The sequence below is a fragment of the Rhizobium sp. P2_G2 genome, from assembly GCF_056403555.1.
The window spans coordinates 16,831-43,089 of the sequence record NZ_JBFUFF010000044.1; the positions used below are offsets into that span (position 1 = coordinate 16,831).

At 64.2% G+C, this 26,259-nt stretch carries 17 protein-coding genes; 7 read left to right on the plus strand and 10 right to left on the minus strand.

The features are described from left to right. Window positions 1–36 precede the first annotated feature (36 nt). From AC1D06_RS25280 to AC1D06_RS25300, 5 genes are read right to left on the minus strand one after another with little or no spacing between them, the layout of a single operon-like run. Window positions 37–1,950, minus strand: coding sequence for an SWIM zinc finger family protein (locus tag AC1D06_RS25280; RefSeq protein WP_477988564.1), 1,914 nt, complete (start codon window positions 1,948–1,950; stop codon window positions 37–39). A 2-nt stretch (window positions 1,951–1,952) separates the two neighbouring features. Then, on the minus strand, window positions 1,953–3,095 hold the full coding sequence (locus AC1D06_RS25285) for a VWA domain-containing protein (protein WP_477988565.1): 1,143 nt from the start codon (window positions 3,093–3,095) through the stop codon (window positions 1,953–1,955). Continuing rightward, window positions 3,092–7,087: a WGR and DUF4132 domain-containing protein gene (locus tag AC1D06_RS25290; RefSeq protein ID WP_477988566.1), complete on the minus strand. Its 3,996-nt coding sequence runs from the start codon at window positions 7,085–7,087 to the stop codon at window positions 3,092–3,094. The genes AC1D06_RS25285 and AC1D06_RS25290 overlap by 4 nt, the downstream gene beginning before the upstream one ends. A gap of 39 nt (window positions 7,088–7,126) precedes the next feature. Further along, entirely contained in the window at window positions 7,127–9,457 is a 2,331-nt protein-coding gene (locus tag AC1D06_RS25295) for a DUF5682 family protein (RefSeq protein ID WP_477988567.1), read from the minus strand. Continuing rightward, entirely contained in the window at window positions 9,429–10,520 is a 1,092-nt protein-coding gene (locus tag AC1D06_RS25300; protein WP_477988568.1) for an ATP-binding protein, read from the minus strand. The genes AC1D06_RS25295 and AC1D06_RS25300 overlap by 29 nt, the downstream gene beginning before the upstream one ends. Window positions 10,521–10,959: 439 nt before the next feature. On the opposite strand from AC1D06_RS25300, the gene AC1D06_RS25305 reads away from it, so the two are divergent. Beyond that, complete coding sequence (locus AC1D06_RS25305) at window positions 10,960–11,964, plus strand: Gfo/Idh/MocA family oxidoreductase (RefSeq protein WP_477988569.1); 1,005 nt, start codon at window positions 10,960–10,962, stop codon at window positions 11,962–11,964. Window positions 11,965–12,099: 135 nt separating this feature from the next. Here the strand turns inward: AC1D06_RS25305 and AC1D06_RS25310 are convergent, their stop codons facing one another. Continuing rightward, window positions 12,100–12,708 carry a J domain-containing protein gene (locus AC1D06_RS25310; RefSeq protein ID WP_477988571.1) on the minus strand — a complete coding sequence of 203 codons (609 nt, stop codon included), beginning with the start codon at window positions 12,706–12,708 and terminating at the stop codon, window positions 12,100–12,102. A 319-nt stretch (window positions 12,709–13,027) separates the two neighbouring features. Between AC1D06_RS25310 and AC1D06_RS25315 the strand changes: the two genes are divergently transcribed. The 6 genes from AC1D06_RS25315 (at window position 13,028) to AC1D06_RS25340 (ending at window position 21,197) form a co-directional block, all read left to right on the plus strand. After that, window positions 13,028–13,396 (plus strand): SPW repeat protein, encoded by a 369-nt coding sequence (locus tag AC1D06_RS25315; RefSeq protein WP_477988572.1) that lies wholly within the window; start codon window positions 13,028–13,030, stop codon window positions 13,394–13,396. Window positions 13,397–13,524: 128 nt separating this feature from the next. After that, window positions 13,525–13,956 carry a DUF1810 domain-containing protein gene (locus AC1D06_RS25320; protein WP_477988574.1) on the plus strand — a complete coding sequence of 144 codons (432 nt, stop codon included), beginning with the start codon at window positions 13,525–13,527 and terminating at the stop codon, window positions 13,954–13,956. A gap of 249 nt (window positions 13,957–14,205) precedes the next feature. Beyond that, window positions 14,206–19,485: a PAS domain-containing protein gene (locus AC1D06_RS25325; protein ID WP_477988594.1), complete on the plus strand. Its 5,280-nt coding sequence runs from the start codon at window positions 14,206–14,208 to the stop codon at window positions 19,483–19,485. Further along, window positions 19,482–20,123 (plus strand): response regulator transcription factor, encoded by a 642-nt coding sequence (locus AC1D06_RS25330; RefSeq protein ID WP_477988575.1) that lies wholly within the window; start codon window positions 19,482–19,484, stop codon window positions 20,121–20,123. Before AC1D06_RS25325 ends, AC1D06_RS25330 begins: the two co-directional genes overlap by 4 nt. A gap of 2 nt (window positions 20,124–20,125) precedes the next feature. Then, window positions 20,126–20,503: a response regulator gene (locus AC1D06_RS25335; protein WP_477988577.1), complete on the plus strand. Its 378-nt coding sequence runs from the start codon at window positions 20,126–20,128 to the stop codon at window positions 20,501–20,503. 1 nt (window position 20,504) lies between these two features. Further along, the gene (locus AC1D06_RS25340) at window positions 20,505–21,197 is read left to right on the plus strand and encodes a response regulator transcription factor (RefSeq protein ID WP_477988578.1); all 693 of its coding nucleotides are present in this window, start codon (window positions 20,505–20,507) and stop codon (window positions 21,195–21,197) included. 88 nt (window positions 21,198–21,285) lie between these two features. Here the strand turns inward: AC1D06_RS25340 and AC1D06_RS25345 are convergent, their stop codons facing one another. The 4 genes from AC1D06_RS25345 to AC1D06_RS25360 are packed head-to-tail and all read right to left on the minus strand — an operon-like array spanning window position 21,286 to window position 25,553. Then, entirely contained in the window at window positions 21,286–21,873 is a 588-nt protein-coding gene (locus AC1D06_RS25345) for a glutathione binding-like protein (RefSeq protein ID WP_477988579.1), read from the minus strand. Further along, window positions 21,857–23,536, minus strand: coding sequence for an MFS transporter (locus AC1D06_RS25350; RefSeq protein WP_477988580.1), 1,680 nt, complete (start codon window positions 23,534–23,536; stop codon window positions 21,857–21,859). The genes AC1D06_RS25345 and AC1D06_RS25350 overlap by 17 nt, the downstream gene beginning before the upstream one ends. After that, entirely contained in the window at window positions 23,536–24,582 is a 1,047-nt protein-coding gene (locus AC1D06_RS25355; RefSeq protein ID WP_477988581.1) for an HlyD family secretion protein, read from the minus strand. Before AC1D06_RS25355 ends, AC1D06_RS25350 begins: the two co-directional genes overlap by 1 nt. Then, a complete protein-coding gene (locus tag AC1D06_RS25360; protein ID WP_477988583.1) occupies window positions 24,579–25,553 on the minus strand; it encodes a pirin family protein in 975 nt (324 codons plus the stop codon). The genes AC1D06_RS25355 and AC1D06_RS25360 overlap by 4 nt, the downstream gene beginning before the upstream one ends. Between the last annotated feature and the right edge of the window lie 706 nt (window positions 25,554–26,259).

A 26,259-nucleotide genomic window follows, 5' to 3' on the forward strand; every position in this document is an offset into this window, starting at 1 on the left:
TATCGCAATCCCGTATTGACGTGGCAGCCTCTATTCCTACGTGCCGCGGCTTTCCTTCAGGACCAACAGCCAGACGGCTGCACTACCGAGCGCCGAGACGTCGTTCGCCTCGGCCGGCAGCAGTTGGGACAGGCGCTCGGCCATGGTGCGATATCCAACTGTTTCCAGCCGCGCTACCAGCGATTTGCCCAGGGCGGAGAGCGTGCTGCGGGCGCGGCGACCGCTGTGGAGGAGGCCGCTTAGCATGCGTTCGACCTCGTCGAAGGCATCTAACCTGCCTGAGGCGGCGAGGGGGGATCCGATATCACCCGTGATGTCCGATGTGTCGACGTCGGGGACGATGAAGCGGTCGGCGGAGAGCGACCAGGGTTCGCAGACCAGCACGGCGCCATCGCGTTTGACGGTGCCGGCGATCTGGCGGATCTGGCCCCATTTCCCGTCCATGGCTGCGGTCAGCACGGTGATGGCCGAAGGGGCGCCGGCGTCGTAGCTGCGTTCGACATGCAGCATGCCGCCATCGCCCTTGAGTTTCACCGCGGCTTGCCAGAACTGGTCGCCCGGCGACCAGGATTGGCCGGCGACGTCTTCGACGTCGAAGACATGCACGTCCTCGACCTGCTTTCGCGGCCGGATGAGCGAGATCGGTCGCTCAGCGAAAGCCTGTTTGAGCGCGTCGACGTTCACCGCTGCCAATGGCGGGCGGAAGGCGAAGAGGGCGTCGCGCGGCATGATCTGCGTCCGTCCGCCCGCGCCGCTGCCGAGCGCAAGCAGGCCGTCGGCGCGGCGGCGGGCGACGCTGGTCAACAATTGGCCGCGACCGATGCCGGTGAGCGCGATGGCCGGCGCCATCTGGCGGCGGAGCACGGATGTGTGGAAGGCTTCCTTGTCGTTGGGCTGCGGCGAGAACAGTTTTTCCATCAGCATGGTCGCGCCAGTATCGGTGTCGGCCAATAGGACCGCGGCGCGGATATCCGTCCCCTCCTGTCTGAGCCGCGCGCCGAGCGAGATCAACCGCGCCTTGGCCATCGCCGTTTCGAACGGCTCGCCCAGGCCGAGTGTGGCGGACGCGTCGGCCGCGCGGGTGCGGGCGAAAAGTTCTGCCGCGAGGCGCAGCACGGCGCGTTCGTCATAGCGGGCGCTGCGGGCCTCGTAGGCGTGGATCTGTTCGGCAAGCGCGTCGAGGGTGAGCAGCGCCTGGGCCGCGCCGAGCGCTTCGGCTTGCTTCCGGGCGCGGTCGATGAAGGCGACATGCGCCGAGGGACCGGCGGTCACGCCGACCTCGGCCAGATGGGCGACGAGCGCGTCGCAGGCATTGCGCAGTGTGTCGAGGCCGGCTGCGGCTTCGATCGGGGCAGTGTCGCCGACCACAGCTTCCGCCGCGCCATCGGCGGCTCGGAAGGCTCGGATCGCCAGCGCCACATGGGCGCAGGCGCGTCCCGTGGCGCAATCGCATCTGGCATAGCCGATATCGCCGGGCACCAGGAAGCGGACGGAGGCCATGGCGAGCCGTGCCGATGGCGTCTGGCCGTAATCGAGACGGACGGTCTGGCGGGCAGCGAGCAGGCGCGTGAGCGTGGTCTTTTCGGATGGGGACAGGGCGGCCTCGAAGGCTTCGAGGTCGAGCGTCGCCGGGTTCCACGCCTCCGGTTCAGCGGCTTCAGCCGAGGTTTGCCCAGCCTTTTCCTCGCGATAGGCCATGGCCAGCATGACGCGGTGGCGGCAGACTCCGGAGGAGGGGCAGGTGCAGGTGGCGAGGGCGATTTCGCGGCCGGCGGCCAGCCGCGTCAGCGTGCCGTCGGCAAAGCGGGCCTCGATCGCGCCGTCGTCGAGTTCGGTCAGCGTTGGGCCGGTGCCGGCGGCCAGTTCGCGCTGGGCGCGTTTGACCAGCCCGGCATTGGAGAGCTGGGTCAGTCCGTCATCGGTGAGTGCGAGGAGATCGGCTCTGGGCATGTCTACCGTCCGATCTTCTCGGCCAGCCAGCCGGCGAGTTCGCCGGGTGTCATCGCCCCGATCTCGGCGCCGGCGGCGACCAGTTTGCGGGCCATTTCGCGGTCATAGGCCGGTTCGGCAGCGGAATCGAGCGCGGCGAGGCCGAGCACGAGGGTGCGTTGCGACCTGAGCTCCGCCACCCGCTGCACCAGCATGGCCTGGCTGGCGCCCTCGTAGAAATCGGAAATCAGCACGACCACGGCGCGCTCCGGCGCCTCGATCAGGCTTGCGGCATAGGCGACCGCTTTCTGGATGTCGGTGCCGCCGCCGAGCTGCACCTTCATCAACAGTTCGGCGGGATCGTCGACGTCGCGGGTCAGGTCGACGATATTGGTGTCGAAGGCGACGAGATGCGTCTTGACCCCCGGCAGGCCCCAGAGGCAGGCGGCGGTGACGGCCGAGTGGATCACCGAATCCAGCATCGAGCCGCTCTGGTCGACCAGAAGGATGACCTGCCAGGTCTTCATCTGCCGCTTGTTGCGGGCGAAGAAATGCAGGTGCTCCACCGTCAGCCGGCGGGTTTCGGGGTCGTAGTGTTTGAGATTGTCGCGCAGCACGCGGCGGAAATCGAGGTCGCTGGCGATGCGGAAGCGGCTGTGGCGGCGGCGGTCGACAATGCCGGAAAAGGCCAGCGCCAGGTCGCGCGACAGCTTTTCCATCAATTGCCGCACCACGTCCTGCACCAGCTTGCGGGCCATGATGAGCACGTCGGGCGACATCAGGTGCTTGGTGCGCAGCACGGCCTTCAGCAGCGTCTCGTTGGGCTCGGCGCGCGACAGCACATCCGGATTGGTCACCACGTCGTCGATGGCATAGTGCTCGATCGCATCGCGCTCCAGCCGCTCGATCGTCTCTTTCGGGAAGAGCCGATGGATGTCGTTGATCCATTGCGGCGTGGTCAGCGCCGAGCCTTCGCGCCCGCCCTGGCGGCTGATATTGCGGGCGCCGTCCTCGCCGTCGCGGCCATAGAGCCAGTCGAGCGCCGCATCCATGGCGATCGCGTTGGCCGACAGGCTGCCGCCCGCCGCCCGGCAGGCGCCATCCGCCGCCTCGCCGAGCACGAGGCGCCAGCGCGTCAACTCGTCCAGACCATCGGGCACGGTCATCGCACCGCCGTTTCGGCGAGCAGGGCCAGGCCACGCAGCATTTCACTGGCGGTCACCGGATCGAGTTCGCCGAACTTGCGGCCATTGCCGGCACTGCGGCTATAGGGCTCTTCCAGCGACAGCTTGCCGAGCGTTTGCAGCTTGTCCTCCCAGTCGCCGCCGCCGGTGAAAATGCCGTCTCCGAAATAGAACATGGCATTGCGCATCGAACCATCGAGGAAACGCACCTGCCGCTCCAGCCACCAGATGGCGCCGCCGTCCTGCGGTGAGCCGAGGCTCCAGCCGCGCGAGCCCATGCCGCGCAGGCGCGGCGACTCCACCTTGAGGCCGTCGAAACGGCTGATTTCCCACGTGTCCTTCTCGGCCGCGGTGAGTTCGTGGATTTCGCGGCCGAGCTGCGGGAAGGGCTGGGCGATCTCATAATCGCCGAACAGCGCGCCCCAGGCATCGAGCCCACCGGGCGGCAGGTGCAGCGGATGCACCAGCCCGATCAGGCCGGAGGCATCGGCGGAGAAATCGAGGTCGAGCGTGTCGTCATTGGCATCGGTGACGGAGAGATCGTCGGCGACGCGGAAGATGGTTTTCGGCGGCGTGCGCGGGTCGCTGTCGTCGTAGACGCCCCAGACCAGGCGCTGGGTCAGGTGGCGGATCAGCGGATGGCTGGCGAAGAAGGTCCAGAAGACGTCGGGTGCGGCACGGCGTGAGGTCGAAAGCATGTTTTCCAGCCGGGTGATCTGCAGGCTGGCGACGGCGCGGGCATCCTTCTTTAGCGCCGCCCATTGCTTGACCGCCTCGGCGGACAGTTCGGCATCGTCGGATTTGTTGGGCTTGGGCAGGTCCTTCAGCGGGTTGCCCGTCGCATCCTTCACCCAGGGCTTGAGGAATTCGTCGAAGCCGGCGCGGAAACGCCGTTCGCCGAAGACGAGATCGAGGCCGCCGCGCTCGTCGAGATCGAGGTCGGGGGCGAGCCGGTCGGCCAGTTCTTCCGGGGTGAGGTCGCGGGCCTCGGCAAGGGCTGCGATCTTCTCTCGCGCCTTTTCCTGCAGGCCCTTGAATTTCAGCTTCTCGGCAATGCCGTTGAGGTTCATCAGCGCCACGTCCGTGCCGATATCGGCCAGCACGTCGAGGCCGGTGACGGCGCGGGCATGCGCCGCTTCGCCGGGCCATTTGCGGATCAGGCGGGTCAGGCGGCGGGCACTCTCGTCATCGCCGATCCAGCCGAGCGCACGCATCGCCCAGCCATCCTTGGAGGGCGCCCCTTCCGCCAGCCAGGCGGAGAACAGGTCCCAGGCGAAACCGGCGAGACTGTCCGGTGTCGTCTCCTGCTTGATGATGTCGACGCCGGCATAGATCGCCTCCGGCGTGCTGAAGGAGAGCATTTCGGCCAGCGCCGCCATGGCCGCATCCGAGAGCGCGCCGCCCTGTTTCAGCACAGGCCGGGTCAGGCTCGCCGGCCTGAACCAATCCGGCAGCTTGGCGATGCGCGCCGGATAGCGGTCGAGCGGATTACGGTCGAGAACTTCGGTGACGGCTGTCTCTGCAGTTGGATCCTGCGCGGAATATTGCCTGGCGATGGCTTCGATCGCTGTGCGCCCGTCTTCCTTGGCATTGGCCAGCCAGCGCAGGGCATGTTCGGCAGTGTCGCGTGTCGCACCCTTCTTGCCCACGGCATCCGGGATCAGCCCGGTTATCGCTGTGGTGCGATGCTTGCGCAGCCAGCGCATGGCCGGTGCCCGCGCCTTCTTGAGCTTCAGCAGGGCACGGGCGGCATGCGGTGCGATCTCGGCGGCGTCGACATCGTTGGCATGATCGAGCATGGTGATGGGGTCGGCTTCGATCTGCCGGAGCAGACCCGGCAAAGCCCGTTCGCCGAAACGGGCCATCATCCCGGCATAGATGTTGCCCATGAAATAGGTCTGGATCGGCCCCGGGCAATTCCACAGCGTCAGCGCCAGCGCGTCCGGCTGGCGCTCGACGGCGGCGAACAGGGCATGCCAGCCGCTGTAAGTCACGCCATAGGAGCGAGCGCGATAAATCTCCATCGCGCGGTCAGTGACGAAGTTCAGGACCTTCCTCTCGCTGTCGCCGATTTGAGGCAATGGCTGAGATGCGGGCGGAACCTTGAGCCAGGACGGCAGCTGTTTTGCCTCGAATTCGGCGATCGCCGCCACCAGGTCGTCGGTGCTGGTGATGATGCGGGCTCGGGAAAGCCGCCACCGGTTTTCGTCGGGCGCCGGCCCGGTCGGTTCATAGCGGAAGGGCGTGGCGATCGGTGTCAGCGCGATGACCATGTCCTCGCTCTTCTTCGCCTTCTTGCGCCAGGGTGGATCACGCAACACTAGAGGCAGGCTGTCTTCGGCGGCGAGTGTCACGTTCTGGGTTTCGAGTAGGCGGTCGAGATAGGTGAGGCTGCGGGCGTCGCCGTCAGCCCATTGACGGAGCGTGGCGGCCGGATATTGCTTGAGCATGTCCATGACGCGGGCGCGCAGGATGGGCTCGCTGCGGCCGGCGGCAAGCGCTGCCAGGCATTGGCGGAAGCTGAGCGCCGGATCGGCTTGGCCCATAGTGTCGAGGGCGGCGCGTATCCACTTTTCGTGCAGGCTGGGCAGAAGCGCGGTCACCGCGCCATCCTCGCCGGTGGCCAGCATGATGCTGGCAATCAGCGTGCGGTTTTCCTCGTAGGCGTAATGCAGCATCCAGTCGAGCGCGGCGAGCGGCGACTCGCCATAGCGGCGCGCCGTGGCGATCAGCGTCGCCATGATGACCTTTGGCTCGATGCCGAAATAGCTGAAATAGATGAAATAGGAGCGTTTCGTGCGCCAGCGGTTGCCGGCGGACGGGGGAGCCTCGGCGATCAGCGGCACGAAGGAGACCGAGGCGCCGATATCCTCGCCGGCGGCTTCGGCGGCGGAGAGGACGGCGAGCGGCTTGAGATCATGCTCCGTCGCCCGGTCGTCGGCGAGGATGAAGGCGTAGGAGGCGCGTGTCTGCCACGGTGTCTGGGCATCGCATGCTTTGGTCAGCATGCCAAGGGCGGCCTCGTATTCGTCCTCGGGCGCCCTGACCAGTGCGATGCGCAGGCCAAGGTCGATCGGCGCGCTCCAGGAGGAATTGGTATAGCTGCCTCTCCTGCGGGATTCGGTGCCGATCAGCGGCAGCGCCGCCTCGATGGCGAAGGGGGCACCGGCGCTCGCCACCAGCCAGTGCAGGAAGGCCATCATGCAGATCGTGTCGCCGGTGACCTTGCCGCCGCCGACGAGCGGGCCGCTGATCTGGGTATTGTCCATCGCCGCCAGGATATGCCTGATCCACTCGCGCGCTTCCTCGAGGCCGATGGAAGAAGCCGGCTTGCCGCCGAGCTTCGATTTCAGCCAGCCGACCGCGCCGCCGTCGCCGGATTTCGGGCCGCTGTCGCCGAGATGCTGCATGAGCCAGGTCAGCGATTGCCCCTGCGTCTCGTTGAAATCGGTAAATTCGATCCTCAGCAGCGCGACCAGGAAGGACCAGGCAGCGGCGGCGTCGAGTACGCCTTGCGGCTGGGTGCGGGTGGGCAGCGGCTGACCCAGCAGTTTTTCGAGCTGTTCGGAGGGGCCGCGCGGTGCTGCCGGGGCGGAGATGACGGCCGGTTCTTCTGCGACGGCTGCGGCGGCCACGGGCTCGGCTACAGTGGCTGCGGGCGCAGCAGCGGCCTGTGCTGCCGGTTCCGGTGCGGGTGCCGTTTCCTTCGCCTTCTCTGCGGCGGCCGGCTTGGGCTTAGGGGCGGGGGATGCCGAAGGCGTCGTGCCGGCGCCGGCGAGCACATAGCCCTTGCCGGTCTTTTCCTTGATCAGCTTGTCCTTTTCCTTGGTGGCGGCCTCGGCACTGTCAAAATCCTTGTCCTTGGTCTGGCCGGCAGTGCCGATCCGGCCGTAGGTGACCGTCAGCGTCTTGCCCTCTACCGAGACTTCCCAGAATTTCGATGACGTGCCCTCGACGAGTTCATAGCGTTGCATCCGTCTCTCCTCAGCTTTGTTCGTCACATCCGTTGTTCGTCACATCAGTCCAGCACGCATGAGCCGCTCAGCCACCACCGCTTCCAGCGCGATCGCCGCAGCCTGGTTGGTGATGTCGGCGTGCTGGCGCATCCATTGCAGCGCCTCGATCTCGGCGCGCGCCTCGCTCCGGCCATGGGCGCGCAGGAGGGTGCGCGCCAGCCTCTCCCGCTCGCGCGGAGGGAAGAAGACGAAGGCCTGGCGCAGAGCGGGGAGCGCGCGTAAAAATTCGTCGTCGACCCAGCCGGTGACCAATAGCCTGACGGCCTCGATCAGCTTTTCCTCCGTGGCAATCTCCTCCCGCGCCAGCGCGAACAGGCCGGCGAGGAAATCGCCCAACTGGTCGGGCCGGCTGAACTGGCGCATGCGGCCGGCAATGCCCGATGTGTCGTTTTCGCCGCAGGCGACCAGCGTGCCAAGGGCTGCGCCGGCCAGTGCGGGCGCGGACTGGCGATCGGCCGCCGCGCGGGCGAGGGCCGCGATCAGTGCGGCGCGATCGATAATGAGATCGGGGCAATCGCGGATCATGTCGCGGCAGGCGATCAGTGCGTTGATGCTGCGCAGGCCTTCCTGCTGGTTATGGATGGCTTCGATCAGCCAGAGCACGCGGGCAAACAGGGTTTCGCAGAGCCGACCGAGGCCATCGCGGGTCTGGTCGCCGAACACGTAGCCGAAGCGGTGCAGCCTGACCGAATCCAGCCCCACCGCGCCAATGGCGCCGATCTCGTGCGATTGGGCGATGCCGGCGGCGATCCTGGCCGTCAATTCGCCCTCGACATCGAGCAGGCCGGCGAACAGGCAATCCGCCAGGCAGGCCGAAAGACGGGCGAGATCTCCGCCCGCCTGCGCCACGCGATCGGCAAGCAGGGCGGAGGCCGCCATCGGCAGCGTGCCGCCCCAGCGCGACGCCTCGATCAGCATGCCCTCGGCATTGCGGTGGCGCACGAGGCGAAAAACTTCCTTCGGCGCCCTGGTCTGCGGGCGGGTCGGGCCTTCGATCCGTTCGAGGCCGGGCAGGCCGAGCAAGCGCAGTCCATTGAGCATCTGGGCGCGGGCGCGGCTCTCAGGGTCGCTCCAGTCGAGAGCGATCTGCCGCGGCGTGTGGGTAGGCGTCAGATCGGCATCCGCCAGCCGGGTTTCGACATCGGCGATCAGCGGCGGCCGGCGCGTACCCACGGCCAATTGCCCGGCGCGGTCGCCGGTCAAGGCGCGCAGCATGGCGACGAGGGCAGGGTGGGTGCCGGTGCGGACCGCGCCGGCCTCGGTCCAGGCGGCGGGGGCATCGAGGCCATCCTTCACCAGTGTCGCCAGGGCGGCGTCGAGCAGGTCGGCGCGCAGGATGGCATGGTGGCCGCGCGCCATCGACAGGGCCTGCGCATGCGCCCGCCAGGCGATGCGGTCGGCGGTGGAGACGACTTGTCCGGCGGCGCGGAGTGCCTGGGATATGGCCATCTCCGCCCAATCGGCGGCAGGGCCGAGGCCTTTTGCCCGTACCTGCTCATAATAGGCCGGCGAGGGCATGCCGGAGGCGTAGCCGGTGAAGCGATCGAGCCGCTGGTAATCATAGGGTGCGACATAGCTGCCGACGCGCTCGCCCTCAGATGGCTGAGGGATTTCCGGCCGCGTGCCATCCGCCGCAAGTGTGAGTCGCCGGATCGCCTCGGCATGCCAGCCGCCGCAGACCAGCACGACCTTGCCATTGCCGGCCTCGCGCAATGCCGAGGCCGCATGCGCCGCCATATGGGTTTCGCGCGCCCATTCCCGCGGGTCTTCCACGCCTTCGGGCCGCAGCAGGTCGAAATAGCGGTCGAGCCGTTCGGCAAGTTTGGCAGGTGCCGCTTGCTCGGCCAGCGCATCCCAGACGGCATCGCGTCCATCCTCGCCCAGCGCCTTGCCGAGCGCCGTCTCGGCTGCGGCGGCGCGCGCCGTGTGCGGGTCGGCATAGCGGTTGGCGCGGTCGCCGAAATCGCGGTGCCAGGCCGGCAGGTCGCAGAACAGCGGCGTGGCGCCAATCGCCCAAGCCGCCTTGAGCGCTTCCCATTCGGGGGAATAGTCGCAGAACGGCGTATAGGAAGCGAAGGTGCGTGCGGGTGTCGCATGATAGCTGAAGATCGCCACCGGCAGCTGTTGTTGCAGCCGGAGATCGCCGATATGCGGATTGAAATCCGCCGGCCCCTCGATCAGCACGAAAGCCGGCCTCAGCCGCGCGATGGTGTCGGAGACCATGCGGGCGCAGGCCGGCGAATGATGGCGCACGCCCAGAACTATGAGCCTGCCGTCGCCCTCTCGCGCTTTATCCCCGTCAGGGCGTGAGAAGATGCCGAGCCGCATAGAGCGCCTTCCATGCTTCGCCGGTGCGTTTTGCCGCCTTCTGCTCCAGATAGCGCCTGAGCTTGGTGAGGTCCTCGGCATTGTCTTTGGCGGCGGTGCCGGCCAGGCATTCGACGATATCCTCCGGCCGGCCGCGGTCGCCGCGCAGGAAATGGCCACGCACGCCCACGGCATGGGCCACACTGACCGCTTCGGCCGTGCTCATCACCGAGCTCAGTTTTTCCATGCCGCCCTCGATCGACAGGCCGTCGCGCAGTTCGCGGAAGCAGGTGACCAGCACTTCCAGCACGTCGTCATCCGGCACCGAGGGCACGCCGGAGCGGGCGAGCAGCTTGCCGGCCTCGCGCTTGACCAGGTCGAGTTCCTCCTGCGGGTCGCGGATCGGGAACACGGTCTCGAAATTGAACCGCCGCTTCAGCGCCGCCGACATTTCATTGACGCCGCGGTCGCGGGTATTGGCCGTGGCGATGATGTTGAAGCCTTCGCGGGCAAACACCATGCCATCCTCGCCCGACAATTCGGGCACGGCGAGCACCCGGTCTGACAGCACCGAGAGCAGGCTGTCCTGCACTTCGAGCGGGCAGCGGGTGATCTCCTCGAACCGCACGATCCGGCCGTTCGACATGCCCTGATGCAGCGGCGCCGGCACCAGCGCCCGCCGCGACGGACCCTCGCTGACCAGCAGCGCATAATTCCAACCATATTTGATCTGGTCCTCGGTCAGCGATGCGCCACCCTGGATCGTCAGTGTCGACTCGCCGCTGACGGCAGCCGCCAGAAGTTCGGAGAGCAGGCTCTTGGCGGTGCCGGGCTCGCCGATCAGGAGCAGCGCCCGTGATGTCGCCAGCGTCACCATCGCCCGCTCGACCAGCGAGGGCGAGGCGACCAATTTGGCCGTGGCGCCATTGCCGCCGAGAATGAAGGCTTTCACCGCCTTGAGCGACAGGTTCCAGCCAGGTGGCCGCGGCCCGCTATCGGTGCGCTGGAGGGCGGCAAGTTCATCTTCATAGGCGATTTCTGCGGGCGGGCGTTGGATGGAGGCAGTGCCGGATGGGCCGAGCATGGGGCGTTCGATCCTGACTTTTGCGATTCATAAATTGGGCGTTTTGAATGTGCGGGCGCAGATTACACGCTTGAAAAGAGACGCATATGGGGATGGATTTATTTCCGCCGATTGTGCTTTCCGGATGACAATCTTGTCGCAGCCTGCGCAGGGCAAATCCTGTCCGGCCAGCCCTGCATGGACGCCGGAATGATGAATGCGCCATCGCCGGCGGTGAACCCTTGGCCGATCTCGAAGCGTCGATTGAAAGTCATGTCTTGACCGCATGAGGACATGCACCGCAAATGGCGTCACCAAGTCCTCTTCCCGAGGCTGCCGCGTGGACGGCGGACCAGGGCAGCGGCCCGGAATTTCTCCTCTGGGCCGAGGTGATCACAAAACCAGTGGGCCGTCCGGTCGCATCCGGTCAATCCAACGACAAGGTATCAGGCAGGACGAAATGACAGTGCGAATGGCAATCATCGGCGCGGGGCTCATGGGAGCCGACCATGCCAGGATCGTGGCGGAAGAGCTTCCCGGTGCCCGGCTTCAGGTCGTGTGCGACAGGGACGACGTGCGTGCGCGGCAGGTGGCCGATGCCCATGGTGCCGAGGATGTGGCAACCGATCCCGGCGTGGTGATCGCCCGCGCCGATGTCGACGCGGTGATCGTCGCCAGCCCCGATTTCACCCATGCGCCTCTGTCGATGGCCTGCATCGAGGCGGGCAAGAAAGTGCTTTGCGAAAAGCCGCTATCGCAATCGCCGACGGAATGCCTGGATGTGATGCGGGCGGAGCAGGCGGCCGGCGCAAGGTTCGTCCAACTCGGCTTCATGCGCCGGTTCGACCGCTCTTATTCGGAAATGAAGCAGGCGCTGGCGGATGGCACGCTGGGCCGGGCGCTGATGATGCACAATTTCCACCGCAACGTGGCAACGCCGGCGGCGGATTTCACCGGCGCCATGGCGATCACCAATTCGGCGCCGCATGAATTCGACGTGGTGCGTTTCGTGCTCGGCTGCGACTATGTCTCGATTTCCGCCTTCCAGCCCAGGCGCTCCGACGCGCTGGTCGCGCCCGTGTTCATGGTCCTGGAAACCGCGGATGGGCAGTTGGTCAATATCGAGGTCAACAACAACGCCGCCTATGGCTATGACGTGCGTGCCGAACTGGTCGCGGAAAAGGCTTCCATCGCCATCAACCCGGTCGCCTTTACCAGGCTCGATCGCGAACTCGGGCAGAGCACCGGCTATGACACCGATTGGCGCGGCCGCCATGCCGACGCCTATCGGCGCCAAAACCGGGCGTTCCTGCGCTTCGTCGAGACGGGCGTGTTTCCCGATACCGCCTCGACCAGTTGGGACGGATATTGCGCTGCCGTCGTCGCCGAAGCCGGCGTCAGGGCGCTGAAGGAAGGCCGGAAGATGCCGGTCGAAATGATTGCCAAACCGGAGTTCTACGCATGAAACCGGGTTTTGTCTCGGATAGCCTCGGCGGCCTGCCGTTCGAAGAGATGGGGCAAAATTGCCCCATGTCGTGGCCGAAGTCGTGCCATACGCCGCACTGGGTTCCCCGTCCCAGGGACCTGCCGAGGGAAATTCTCAGCAAAATCCGTTGAGTTTGAGGATCTTATACGCCTCGATCGCCGCGCGAAGCTCGCCCTCGGAGGCTCGCATGCCCTGGTTTGCATCGGGATGATGCATTTTCAGCTTTTCCTTATAGCGGCTCTTAATTTGCTGCGGGGTCGCATCTTGCTGAATACCGAGCGTCTCAAAAGCCTTGGCTTCGAGCACTTTGAGCTTTCGCTTGTGCAAATCGGCGCCATGCGCCTTGCGATCCGATGCGCCTCTTCGGGCATTCAAGGCCTTGGCGGGGCCGGAGCGGGCAGTGGACGGAATAGGTATCTCGGTTGACTGGCTGACAGTGGTTCCCCAGGTCGGCCGGCTGCCGGCTGCCGCTTCCCTCTGGTAGCGGGCGACCTCAGGTGCCGAGAGATCTGGCGAGAAATTGTATCCTCTGTTGTATTCCTTGATGTGTTCGGAACAGAACAACAGGAATAGGCCCTCGGCATCCCGGCCGACAGGGGCGCGGTGCGTCCCGGACTTCGCGCAGCCATCCCACTGGCATTTCGGACCGGTGGGTTGGTTTTCGGGGGATGATTTTTTGCGGGTGGATCTAAGGCCCACGAAAATTTTCGAATCAGACGTCATGGCTTGTGTATGACGGCAGTGCGCCGCCGAGGCAAGAATTGAGGGTTTATTTTTCAGCCGGTGCGGCCGAATTCGCGATGCTGCACCTCAATCCCCCCAAAGCACACAGCTTGCCACGCCAGGTAGGAGTGACCCGGGTCCTCTTGCTATCCCGCGGTCGTCCAAGTGCGCAATGGCTGTAGCCTTTCGTATGATCCAACAGACGCTCACGCAGAATAGTTTCGTGGGCCGGCCTCTCCCATTCTCCTTGCACCGACCGTCCGGAACCCGATCAGGGACGGAGGTACGGTAGATCAACGGATTGCAAAAGGAGATGAAGATGAGAAGCGAAGTGCCAAGCAAGGGATTGGAATGGACCAACCTCATTCTGGGTGCAGGCCTGGCCTGCGCCGCGTTTCTGTTCGTAGGCGCGCCGGCCGCCGCCTGGGATGCCGGTATCGTCGGCACGCTGATTGTGTGCTGTTCTGCCGTGGCTCTCTATCGCTATTCCGCTTGGGCGGAATGGTCCAACCTGACCTTGGGCTGCTGGGCGGTGGTAGCACCTTTCCTGCTCGGATTCGGAGCACCGGGGAACCCGATGTGGACGCATGTCCTGCTCGGGCTTTGCGTCGCGACGATCGCTGCCGTGCAGCTTTACGGCGACCGCACCGAGCATGCGCCTTCGAGCCGCAAATCGAGCGACCTTTGACAATGCGCAGCGGCCGCGACGATCCAGGCTGAACGCGACCGTCGGCGCAGTGCAGTTCCACAAAACGAGGCCCAGGCCGCCCATAGGCCTGGGTCGTGATTGTTGGCTGAAAAGTGATCGAGGATCCTATGAACAACGACTATGACCTGCAGCGGTTCATCGACGGACAAGATCCGGTCTATGACGATGCGCTGTCCATTCTCCGGCGCGGCGGGATGTGCAGCCCGTATATGGATTTCATCTTCCCGCGGCTCGGCGGCAACAGCATCGATCTCACATCGAAACCCTTTGCCATCACTTCGCTCGACGAGGCACGCGCCTATCTGGCGGTTCCGGTGCTGGGTGGCCGATATCGGGAATGCATCGGCGCACTTCAGCATCTGCCGCAACTGAGCGCCCACACCGTTTTCGGTGACGTCGACGCCAAGAAATTGCATGCGTCGATGACGTTGTTTTCCGAAGCGGCCGACGACGAGTTTCTGCTGGAAACCATGCTTGACGTCTGGTTCGACAATTTGCTCGACCCGGACACCATGCGCGACCTCGCAAGAGGGTACTGAGATCCTGCTCATGCCGTATGATGAGGGACGCCGCCAGCCGGCTGCAGCCCATTTTTGCTTTGCTTCCGCCCATTCCAGCCCGCCCCGAAAACTCCGCAACGGCAACGTCTCCTTGCAATGCATGGATTTCCATGAGTTGCGGCTGAAGCGCCGCAGGATTACGCTTGGGACATGAGCTCGCCAGTCCCAACGCCGAAAACACGCAACGCTGACGGTCTTCTGGCTTTCCTTGTCCGGCAGGAGCAGCTGATCATGCGCGTCTGGTCGCACCGCCCCCACGTCCTGCATCTCGGTCTTTTCACCATAGCCTATGTCCTGGGCTGCGGATTTGCCCAGTTGCTGGCCATCGTGCCGGGAACGGGCATTTCCATCTGGCCGCCGAGCGGGCTTTTCATCGCCACGCTTGTGCTCGCTCCACGTCGAAGCTGGCCATGGTGGGTGCTGGCCGGCTGCGTGGCTGAATTGTTCGCCAATGCGCTGTGGTTCCACAGTCCCCTGCCTGCAGCCTTCCTGATTAATGTCGGCAATGCGCTTGAAGCGATGACCGGCGCGTGGCTCGTGGGCCGGACGCTCAAATCACCGGTTCGGCTGGAGACCCTGCCGGAAGTCCTGGCCTTTGTGGTTCTGGGGGCCGGAATTGCGCCGCTGGTCAGCGCGACCGTGGGAAGTGCGACTTTGGCGTGGTTCGGCATCCTGTCGCAAACCTTCACTGCGGCCTGGCCGCTGTGGTGGATCGGGGACGCCACCGGGGTCCTTATCGTGGCGCCGCTGGCGCTGGTCACGTTGCACAGCTGGCGTGGCAAGGCTGAGCTTTCGGCTGCGCAATGGATGGAAGCCGGTGTCCTGGGGCTGATCCTGCTTGGTGTCGCGGCACTTTCGCTGAGCGGTTCTCTGCCATTTGCCTATATCATCATGCCGCCGCTGCTTTGGGCCGCGGTTCGTTTCGAGTTCAAGGGCGCCGCCGTCACCTTGGCTCTGCTAGCGCTGATCACGGCCATTTTCTCCATATCCGGCATCGGCCAGTTTGCCGGCGATCCCGAGTTCCAGAAACACAAGCAGATCATGCTGCAGCTTTTTCTGGCGATCTCGGCCTTTTCGGCCTTGATCGTCGCAGCAATATCCCGGCAGCACCAGCTGGCCTTGCTGACATTGCGCCAAAGCGTAGAAGCTTTGCGTGATCGGGAGCGGGAACTCTCGCAGCTCGTGGACATGGTTCCGATCCCCATCTGGCGTCTGGCATCCGACGGCAAGCCGACATTTTTCAACAAGCGCCTGATCGACTTTCTCGGCCTGGGCGTGGCGGATTACGACAAGCCGGGCATGACGCCACTGGCGGCCGCCATCGCGGCGGTCATTCATCCCGACGATGCAGCCAGAATGGGAGAAGCGCTCAATCACTCCCTTGTCACCGGCGAAGGTTTTTTGCTGAAATATCGCCTGCGTCGTGCGGACGGCGTCTATCGCTGGGTGGAGGGCCGCGCGGAACCGATGCGCGATGAGGACGGACGCATCGTCCAATGGTACGGCCTCGCCAACGACATCGACGACCAGCTGCGGGCCGAAGAGGTGCTGCGGCAAAGCGAGCGGCGGCTTCAGGAACTGATAGACGCCGTGCCGGCCATGATCTGGAGCGTGACGGACGAAGGAAAGCCCGACTACGTCAGCAAGCAGTTCACGGATATGGTGGGCGCCACGCTTGCCGATATGAGAGCGCCCGATGGCGTGGCGTCACTGAATCTGATCCATCCTGACGATAAGCAAAGGGCGGCACAGGCACTGGCCGATTCGCTTGTCAGCAGACAACCCTACAGCCTGAGGCTTCGGCAAATTCGGCACGATGGCGTCTATCGCTGGGTCGAGGCGCGGGTTGCGCCTCTGCATGATGAATCCGGTGCCATCCTGCGATGGTACGGCGTCAACGTCGATGTCGACGACGAGGTCCGCGCACAGCAATTGTTGCGCGACCGTGAGCGGGAGATGTCACAGCTCGTGGACATGGTTCCCAGCCACGTCTGGCGTTTGACCCCCGACGGCGAGCCGACGTTCTTCAACAAGCGCATGGTCGATTTCCTCGGTCTCGACGTGGCGGACATGGACAGGCCGGGCATGAGCCGGCTGGCGGCGATGATCGAGGCCGGCGTGCATCAGGACGATGCCACGGCATTTGGCGATGCGCTTCGCCACAGCCTGGCGACCGGAGAGAGCTTCGCGCTGCGATATCGCATGCGCCGCGCCGATGGAGCCTATCGTTGGATGTCGAGCCGTGCCGAACCGATGCGTGACCAAGCCGGAAGCATCACGCAATGGTATGGGATCTGTCACGATATCGATGACCAGATGCGGGCCGAGAAAGCGCTGCTGCAGCGAGAGCGGCAGCTGCAGCAGATGATCGATGCCGTGCCGGTGCGCATCTGGAGTGCCGTGCCCTCGGGTGGGTCGATCTACTTCAACAAGCGATACCAGGACCATTTCCGGGGCGTGGGCGCCGACGTCGATACTGTCGCGCGACCGCGCATCGAAAGCCTGCTGCAGGAATTGATCCATCCCGAAGATGCCGAGCAGGTGCAAGGCACGTTACGGACCTGTTTCGAAACCGGCGCTGGCTCCACGATGCGGTTTCGCTGGCGCGAGAAGGCCGACAGTTACAGCTGGGCGGAGTGCAGGATCGAGCCTCGGCGTGGGGAAGACGGGTCGATTGCCGAATGGTATGGCGTTTCCCTCGATGTCGACGAGGAAGTGCGCGCGCAGGAGGCGTTGCGTGAGCGGGAGCGGGAGCTGTCGCTGCTTGTCGACATGGTTCCGGTTCACATCGGCCGTATGTCGCCCGACGGCGAGCCGACCTTCTTCAGCAAGCGTACCCTGCAATCCATCGGCATCGACCATGTCGCGGCCTGGGACAAGCCGGAGATGAGCCGCCTGGCGGCCCTGATCGGCGCGACCGTGCATCCCGAGGACGGGCCGCGCATGCGGGAGGTGCTCAATCATGCGCTGGCCACCGGTGAACCTTATTCCATACGCTATCGCCGGCGCCGCGCCGATGGCGTCTATCGCTGGATGGAGGGCCGCGCCGAGCCGTTGCGGGATGAGAAGGGTGTGATCGTGCAGTGGTATGCGGCGGCCCTCGACATCGACGATGAGGTGCGTGCGCAGCAGGCGCTGCGTGATCAAGAGCGGGAACTGCAGCAATTGATCGATGCGGTGCCGGCTCTGATCTGGGCCACGACACCGGAAGGAACGCCTGTTTATGTCAACAAGCGCTTCAGGGATGTGACGGGCGCGACGGTCGAGGATATCACCGCGCCCGATGGTTCGCCGTCGCTCAGCGTCATTCATCCTGATGATCGGGAGACGGCCCGGCTGGACATCAACCAATCGTTCAAGACCGGCGTGCCCTATATTCAGAGATATCGCCAGCTTCGCGCCGATGGCAGCTATCGTTGGACCGAGACCCGCGCGGAACCCTTGCGCAACGATACCGGCGCCATCGTCCACTGGTACGGCGTCAGCGTCGACATCCACGATCTCGTGACCGTGCAGGACGCCTTGCGGCAAAATGAGCGCCGCTACCGCGATCTCTTCCACTACATGCCGATCGGCCTCACACAGGTGGATGCCAGCAAGCTCATCCCCCTGTTCAAGGAGTTGCGGGCGCTAGGGGTCACGGAACTCAGAACCTATATCGACGAGCACCCGGAATTCCTGCCGCGCGCGGTGCAGGCTCTGGAGGTCGAGGAGGTCAACCGGCATATCGTCGAGATGTTCGGCGCAGAGGATGCCGATGAGATGCTCGGGCCGATCAGCCGTTACTGGCAGCCGAGCATCGCCACCATACGGCGCTCCATCGAGGCGCGGTATCGCGGCGAGGAGGTGTTTCAGGAAGAGACCAGGGTGGCGCGGATGGACGGCACCGTCATGGACGTGCTTTTCACCACCGCCCGGCCCGGTGCCGTTGCCGACAAGAGCCTGGTGGGCTTCATCGACATCACCGAGCGCAAGAGGGCCGAGGAGGCATTGCGCAGCCGCGAACGGGAATTCTCGCAACTGGTCGACATGGTGCCGAGCCTGCTCTGGCGGTTGAACCCGGCGGGCGAGCCGGTTTTCTTCAGCAGGCGCATGGTCGAGTTCCTTGGTCTGGATGTCGCCGATTACGATGATCTGGAAACGATCGGGTTGCCCGCAACTATCACGACACTCGTCCATCCCGAGGATGCAGCCCGGCTGACAGAAGCGCTTGACCACTCCTTCGCCACTGGCGAAACCTTCTCCCTGAATTTCCGGCTGCGGCGTGCCGATGGGGTTTATCGCTGGATGTCCAGCCGCGCCGAGCCGTTGCGGGACGAGAGCGGACAAATCGTCCAATGGTACGGCCTGTCGCATGACATCGAGGATCAACTGCGTATCGAGGAGGCCATACGCGAAAGAGAACGTTCGCTCTGGCAACTGGTCGAAACGCTGCCCGCGATGATCGATTGCGCCGCGCCGGATGGCGAGCCTGTCTATCGCAATCCCCAGCTCCGCGACTTCCTCGGCTACAAGCTCGAAGCACTGGATGGAACGGGAAAATCCCGGCTGGAAGGCACGCTCGATGCCGGCGTTCATCCCGACGACGTCGCTGGCGTCAAGGAGGATTATGCCCATTCGCTGGCCACCGGCGAGCCCTATGCACGGAGGCATCGTCTGCGGCGCTTCGATGGCGAATATCGTTGGGTCGAAACACGCGCTGCGCCGATGCGCAACGCAGAAGGCACGATCGTGCAGTGGAATGTCATGTGCCTGGACGTCGATGGCGAGGTCAGGGCAGAGGCAAAGTTGCGTCTGGCGCAGGAGAGCCTGGCGCGCGCCAGCCAGGTCGCGAGCCTTTCCGAGCTTTCCGCTTCCATCGCCCACGAGGTGAACCAGCCCTTGGCGGCCGTCGTGGCAAACTCGCATGCCTGCCAGCGCTGGCTGCTCGCCACGCCACCGAATATGGAGCGGGCGCAGAAGACGGTGGAGCGCATCATCCGCGATGCAAACTCGGCAGCGGATGTGGTCAGCCGCATCCGCGCCCTGTTCAGGCAATCGATCGATACGCGGGCCTGTATGGCGATTTCGCTCGTCGTCAGCGAAGCGCGCAACCTCATGGCCGACGAGGCGGCGCGGCGGCGCGTGCGGATGGATGTGAAAATCCAGGCCGATCTTCCGCTGATTGCCGTGGATCGGGTGCAGATTCAGCAGGTCCTTGTCAACCTGATGCGCAACGGCATGGAGGCGATGGACGCAAGCGATGGCGACAAGGTGCTCGGCATCCGCGTGCGCCACAGGGAGGATGCCATCGAGACCGAGATCAGCGATCGCGGCCCGGGCGTGGAGTTCCCCGAGAGGATGTTCGAGCCGTTCTTCACGACGAAAGAGGACGGCATGGGCATGGGGCTGGCGATCTGCCGCTCGATCGTCGAGTCGCATGGCGGACGGTTGTGGGCGGAGCAGAACGATCCGCATGGTGCGAAGTTCATCTTCACCCTGCCGGTCGAAGACAAGGCGGCGCCATGACCAGCGACGATCACATTGCCTATATCGTCGATGACGATGAACGCATCCGGGAGGCGCTCAGCGAGCTCCTGGATTCGCACGGCATGCGCGCCATCGCCTTCGGATCGGCCGGCGATTATGTGAATGCGGACAAGCCGGATGTCCCCGCCTGCCTCATCCTCGATATCGAATTGCCCGATATCAACGGCCTCGATCTGCAGAGCCAGATCGCCGAAGGCGATCATCCGCCGATCATCTTCATCACCGGGCATGGGGATATTCCATCCTCCGTGCGCGCCATCAAGCATGGCGCCGTGGATTTTCTCACCAAGCCGTTCAGCGATGCCGACCTCATGGGAGCAATCCACGCCGCGATCGCGCAGGATCGGCAGAAGCGGGCGGAACGCGCCGAACTCGGCACTCTGCGGCAACGCTATCTCGATCTGACGCCGCGGGAGCGCGAGGTGCTGCCGCTCGTCATCAGCGGTCTTCTCAACAAACAGGCGGCGGCCGAATTGGGGATCAGCGAAGTCACGCTGCAAATCCACAGGCGAAACGTGATGCAGAAAATGGCGGCGGCATCGCTGGCCGATCTCGTCCGTATCGCCGAGAAACTGGACATACCGATTACCCACTCGCGACGGGTGGGAGGGAATTGATCATGAATGAGACAAGACATGTCGTGGCCATTGTCGACGACGATCCAAGGCTGCTTGAATCGGTGGGCGACCTGTTGGAGTCGGCGGGCTATGTGGCCCGCAGTTTCCCGTCGGCGACATCGCTGCTCGTCAACGGGCTGTCGGACCTGGACCTGCTGATCACCGATATCGGCATGCCCAGCATGGACGGCTTCGAACTGCGCGACCTGGTGAAGAGGTTGCGTCCGGAGCTGCCGGTCTTCTTGATCACGGGCCGGCATGAAATCGCCGATCAGAGCCGTGCCCAGGGCATCAGCGGTTTCTTCCGCAAGCCCTTCGACGCGCAGGCCCTGCTCGCGGCCATCGCCAATGCCTTGAACACATCGAAAAATGGAGCGTGACATGAGAGTAGACCAGCCGTTCCAGCGGAAGTCGGCACCGCCATCACCGCAGCGGAGACGTGAACGGGATCAGCCGCTTGTCATTGTCGTCGACGATGACGCATCGGTGCGCGAGGCCCTGTCCGAGTTGATATCGTCGGCCGGTTTCGAGCCTGTCAGTTTCGCCTCGACCCGCGAATTGCTYGACGCCGATGTTCTGGACAGTCCCGGCTGCCTGATCCTCGATGTGCGCATGCCGGGTGTCAGCGGTCTGCATCTGCAGCAGCATCTGGCCGAGAACGGCAATCCCAAGCCGATCATCTTCCTGACCGGCCATGGCGATATCCCCATGACCGTGCAGGCGATGAAGGCCGGAGCCGTGGATTTTCTCACCAAGCCGGTGCGCGACCAGACGCTGCTTGACGCCGTGACCGCGGGCATTGCCATGGATGCCGAACGGCGGGTGCAGGCGGCGGTCGCCCGGCGTAATATCGAACGGCTGGAGACCCTGACACAGCGCGAGCGCGAGGTTCTTCACGAGGTGGCGCATGGGCGCCTCAACAAACAGATCGCCTTCGATCTCGGCATCAGCGAAGTGACGGTCAAATTGCATCGCAGCAATGTCATGCACAAGATGGAAGCCGGCTCGATCGGCGAACTRATCCGGGCATGGGAGACGCTGCCGGCCCATATGCGTCAGGCCGGAGCGCGCTAAAACGCAAACCGCCCTGCCGGAGATGTCTTCCGGCAGGGTGGTTTGTTTTCAACTGAATATGCGACAGGTCGAATGCCGCATTCGGCGGTTATGCGGCCAACCCTTCCTGTTGCATCGCCATCTGCACTGCGGGCCTGGTCTTCAAGCGCGCCCGCAAGTCCGCCAGTTGCGGCGAAACCTCGACACCGAATCGTTCGGCCCAGAGCAGCATGACGAACAGATAGAAATCGGCGACGGTCGGCTCGTCGCCGAACAGGTATTCCGTCGTCAGCCTGTCGGAAAGCAGCTTGAACCGGGCGGCAAGATCGGCTTTCGCTTTGGCCCTTTCGGCCTCCGTGCTGGCATGCCACATCGGCTTGAAGCCGCCATGCAATTCCGTCGAGATATAGGTCAGCGCTTCCAGGACGCGGGTTCGTCCGAGCGGTCCGGCGCTGCCGAGTTTGGGGAAGCGGCCCGCCAGCCAGTCGAGGATGGCGATGTTTTCGGTCAATGTCTCGCCATTGTCGAGCACCAGCGCCGGGACATATCCCTTGGGCGTGATGTTGTTGAAATCGCCGCCGGAGATGATCCGCTTGGTTTTCAGGTCGACCTGCTCGCGCTCATAGTGCGCGCCTGATTCCTGAAGCGCGATGTGATCGGCGAGGCTGCATGCCATGGGGCTATAGTAGAGTTTCATGATTGGCTTCCTTTGAAGAGTAGAGCGTGGTTTTCGAAGGCAGATTTTCCAGGTCCGGCGGCCCTCTGGAATGCCTGGAAAGCCTGCCAAGCATGATCTTGTAGGCAACCAGGAGCGGCGCCGCGGCGACGAACAGCAGGGCAATGGCAAGGAAGGCGGTTTCAAACGAGATGACCGTGGCTTGTGTCGCGACCTGGCGGCCGAGCAGGTTGATCGCGGCTTTGGTGACGGATCCGGGTTCCACACCTTTTGCCGCCAGCAGACTGCCAATCTGGGCAAGGCGATCGATCACGGCCGTACGGCCGTTGGTGAGATTGGCGCCGAGGACGGCAAGGTTGCGTGCGGTCTGATGGTCGATCAGCGTCTGCAGGCTGGCTATGCCGATCTGGCCGCCGGCCAGCCGCCCGATATTGAACAGAGCGACACCGTAGACGAGGGTAGAGCGCGGCAGGTTGGTGAGCGCGATCAGCGTCAGCGACAGGAACAAGAGGCCCAGGCCAATGCCGCGAAGCTGGATCGCCAGCGACATGTCGGGCGCACCGCTTTCGCCATTCGATCGCGAAAGCATCCACATCGCGGTCATGAATATCAGGATGCCGAAGGGCACTGTTGCGATCGGGGGGAGGCTCCGGAGGCTGATCAGCCATGCGACCAGCAGCAAGGACGCGATGAACAGAAAGCCGCTGGGCAGCAGCAGCCAACCGGCCTGTGTCGCGGTCATCCCGAGCACGGAGACGGCAAAGGCGGGAATGACATAGGCGCTGCCGCTCAGGGCAAAGCCGGCGACGAAGCTGATGGGAAAGGCGAAGGCAAAGTCCGGGTCACGGAACACTGAAAGCGCGATCAGCTTGTCCTCGTGACGGCCGAACAGCGAAAGGACAAACAACACCAGCGCCACGACGCCAACGCACGTGAGCACGGCAATGCGGCCGTCGTCGAACCAGTTCCATCGGCTGCCCTGGCTGAGCACGTAGGTCAGTGCGACCGCCGATGCGGCGAAAAGGGTGAGGCCGGGCCAGTCGAGCCCGCCGCTCGATGCTACCACGCCTCGCAATTCGCCGCCGGCGATCACCAGTGCCAGCGCCAGGAGTGCAGTCGCAAACGCGGTCAGGAAAACCCAGTTCCATGACCAGTTGTCGATCATCCACCCTGATATCAGCGGCACGAAGGTCGCGGGCGCGACCACCGCTCCGATGGCAAACAGTGACTGGATGAGCGGCTGTTTGCGCTGATGAAAGAGCTGGAGCAGGGCGGTCTGACCCGAGACGATCAGCACGCCGCCGGTGAAGCCCTGCAGGAGCCTGAGTGCTGTGAGCAGGTTCGCATCAACAGTCGATGCGGCCAGTCCGCAGCCGAGGGCAAGGAGACCCGTGGCGGCACGAACCGCGACGGTGCCGGACAGGGCGCTGATCAGCCAGGGGGTTATTGCAAATGCGATGAGTTTTGCAGCCGTGTAGCCGATATCGAGCCATGCCAGTTCGTCGGGGGTCGCGTGGATATCGCCGATCATGTCCAGCCGGCCGGTGGAGACGGCTGTGCCGGCGATGGCTTCAGCCAGGGCCGCAACGCTGATCCCGGCGATCAATATCCATCCACGCAAGCCCATGCCGGCTTGCTGCAGCGACTGTTCACCATTTGCGGCGGCTGCCGGCATCGTTGCCATCACTTGTCTCCCGCCAGCGCATCGACCCGCACGGCAACCTTGGCGGAGAGGCCCGGAACCAGCCGGCCGGGCAGCGGATTGCTGGAAAGGCGGATCTTCACCGGCACTCGCTGCACGACACGGATGAAATTGCCGGTCGCATTGTCGGCCGGCAGAAGGCTGAAAGCGGAGCCGCTGCCGGGTGCGAAACTGGCGACCACGCCCTCGATCGCGACATCGCTGAAGCCGTCGACGCTGATGCGGACGGGCTGGCCGATCTTGATATGCTCGAGCTGGGTTTCCTTGAAATTGGCAATGATCCAGACATCGGCAACCGGCACGATATCGATCAGCGCCTGGCCGGGCGTGACGTAGCGCCCCAGCCTGACCTGGCGATTGCCGATCACGCCATCGATCGGCGCGCGCACCTCGGTATTCCTGAGATCGATGCGCACGAGGTCGCGGGCGGCGGTCGCCTGGGCGATAGCGGCTTCAGCGGCCTGTTTTTGGGCTGCGATCACATCGAGCTTGCGGCGTTGCGCGGCAAGTGCGGCTTCGGCGGCGACAACGGCGGAATTTGCCTGGTCGCGCTGGGCCTGCATCACGTCGACCTGCGCCTGGCTGGTTGCCTGGGTGCGGACGAGATTGAGAACGCGGGAGAGATTGCGTTCCGCCAGCAATTGCGAAGCCACTGTGGCCTGGCGTTGGGCATCGGCCTGGGCGATGATTGCCTGCTGCAGCTCATATTCGGCCCGATTGTTGGCCAGCGTCGCACGCGCGGCGGCAAGATTGGCCTCCGTCTGGGCGAGACGAGCGCGATAATCCCGGTCGTCAATGGTGAAGAGCACCTTGCCGGCCTTGACCGCCGCATTGTCCTCGACATCGATCTTGGTGACATAGCCGGCGACGCGCGGCGCAAGCGAGGTGATGTCGCCGCGGATATAGGCATCGTCGGTCGTCTCCTCGAAACGGCCGGTCTGCCAGTATTGGAGACCCCAGGTGCCGGCAAAACCCATCAGCAGGCCGGCGATACTGACAAGAATGGCAATCTTCAGAATCCGTCTCATGGCGCTGCCTCGTATCGATCGTGGTTGGACACATCCGGGGTGGAATCGGCTTCACCGGGGATCTCGGGGAAGCGCCGCTCGCGCCAATCCGCCTTGGCCTGTTCGATCCGTTCCGGCGACGACGAGACGAAGTTCCAATCCATGTATCGCGGTTCGGGGAAGGGCTCGCCGCCCAAGAGCAGCAGCCGTGCGGCATGGAAGGCGGGTGCCTTGAGGATGACTTCGGCGCCGGGTTTCAGCAGCACCAGGTCGCCTTCCGCGAACATGCCGGCCTGGCCGACGATCTCCAGTTCGCCGGCTATGACATAGACCGCACGCTCGACATGCTCGGGCCGCGCCTGATAGCGCGCGCCGCTGGTCAGCACGATTTCCGCATAAACCAGGTCCGAGAGGGTCTTGACCGGCGCGACGAGGCCGTCGGACTCTCCGGCAATCAAGGTGAATTCGACGCCGTCGGCATAGGTTCGCGGCACGTCCTGCGCCGGATGGTATGCGAGATTGGCGTCGATCTCCTCGAACCGGGAGGGCAGCGCGACCCAGGCCTGGATGCCGAGGAAATCGCTGCCTGATATCCTGTCTTCCAGGGGCGTACGTTCGGAATGCACGATGCCGGAGCCCGCGGTCAGCCAATTGACGTCACCGGGACGAATGGTCTGCACGCCGCCGAGGCTATCGCGATGAACGATCTCGCCATCGATCAGATAGGTCACCGCCGCAAGCCCGAGATGCGGATGCGGCTGCATGTCAAACCCCTGGCCTGCCTCGAACAGCGTCGGTCCGAATTGCTCCAGGAATACGAAGGGTCCGACCATGCGCTGATGCGCTTCGGGCAGGACCCGCGTAGAATACGCCCCACCGGACCGGGCGTCACGAATACTCGGACGGGCGTCACGAGTCATCGGACGGGCGTCACGCGCTGTTGGAACCCGGATGGCGCTTGCACCGGAAAAGTCGCTTGCAAACAGTGACATTGGCTCGATCTCCTCGCGGCCGGCATTTGCTGAGGCGGCAATTGGCTGCAGTAGCCTGCCGGTCGCAGCGAACTGCTTTCGGGCCTGAGGTTAGCGAGGGGTGATGCGGGCGGGTATTATCACGAGGTATCGAAGCGACTACGCGATCGTATCGGAACGGTAGGCAGGAAGGCGGCGCTCGTCTGCCGGTTTACGCAGGAGCCAGGCGCAGATCGATGCTATGATGGGCCGCGTCTCGCTCTTTTCTCGCCAAATGATCAGCCAGTCTAGGCCTTGGTTTGCCCCGCCCAGTGCCGCGGTATGGATGGGCGAAGGCGATGCATTGTGGAAGTTTCAAGATGCGAGCCGTGTTAACCGAACGCGACAGAGATGATGAACACAGGGGTTTTTTCGGTTTCTCCCTGTGGCCAACGAATTGGCAGGCGTGCATTCAACCTGTCCGGCTCCACTTTTCATTCCCTCCGCCGGGAATGCATTGGACAAATGGCCTCGCCCGGAAGGGCGGGGCCGTTTTGGCGACAATGGCCGTGCCGACAGGCTGGTCGATGCGCCTGCACCGCCAGATAGCCGGTGCAATCCCAAGGTCGGGGATGGCTAGACCCTGCGGCATAGCCTCGCTGAAGAAGAATGAAGTGCGGCATGCTTCGGCACTGGAAAATCAGCCATCCGTGTCAATAGCCCTTGGAGGATGGACATGGCCACATGG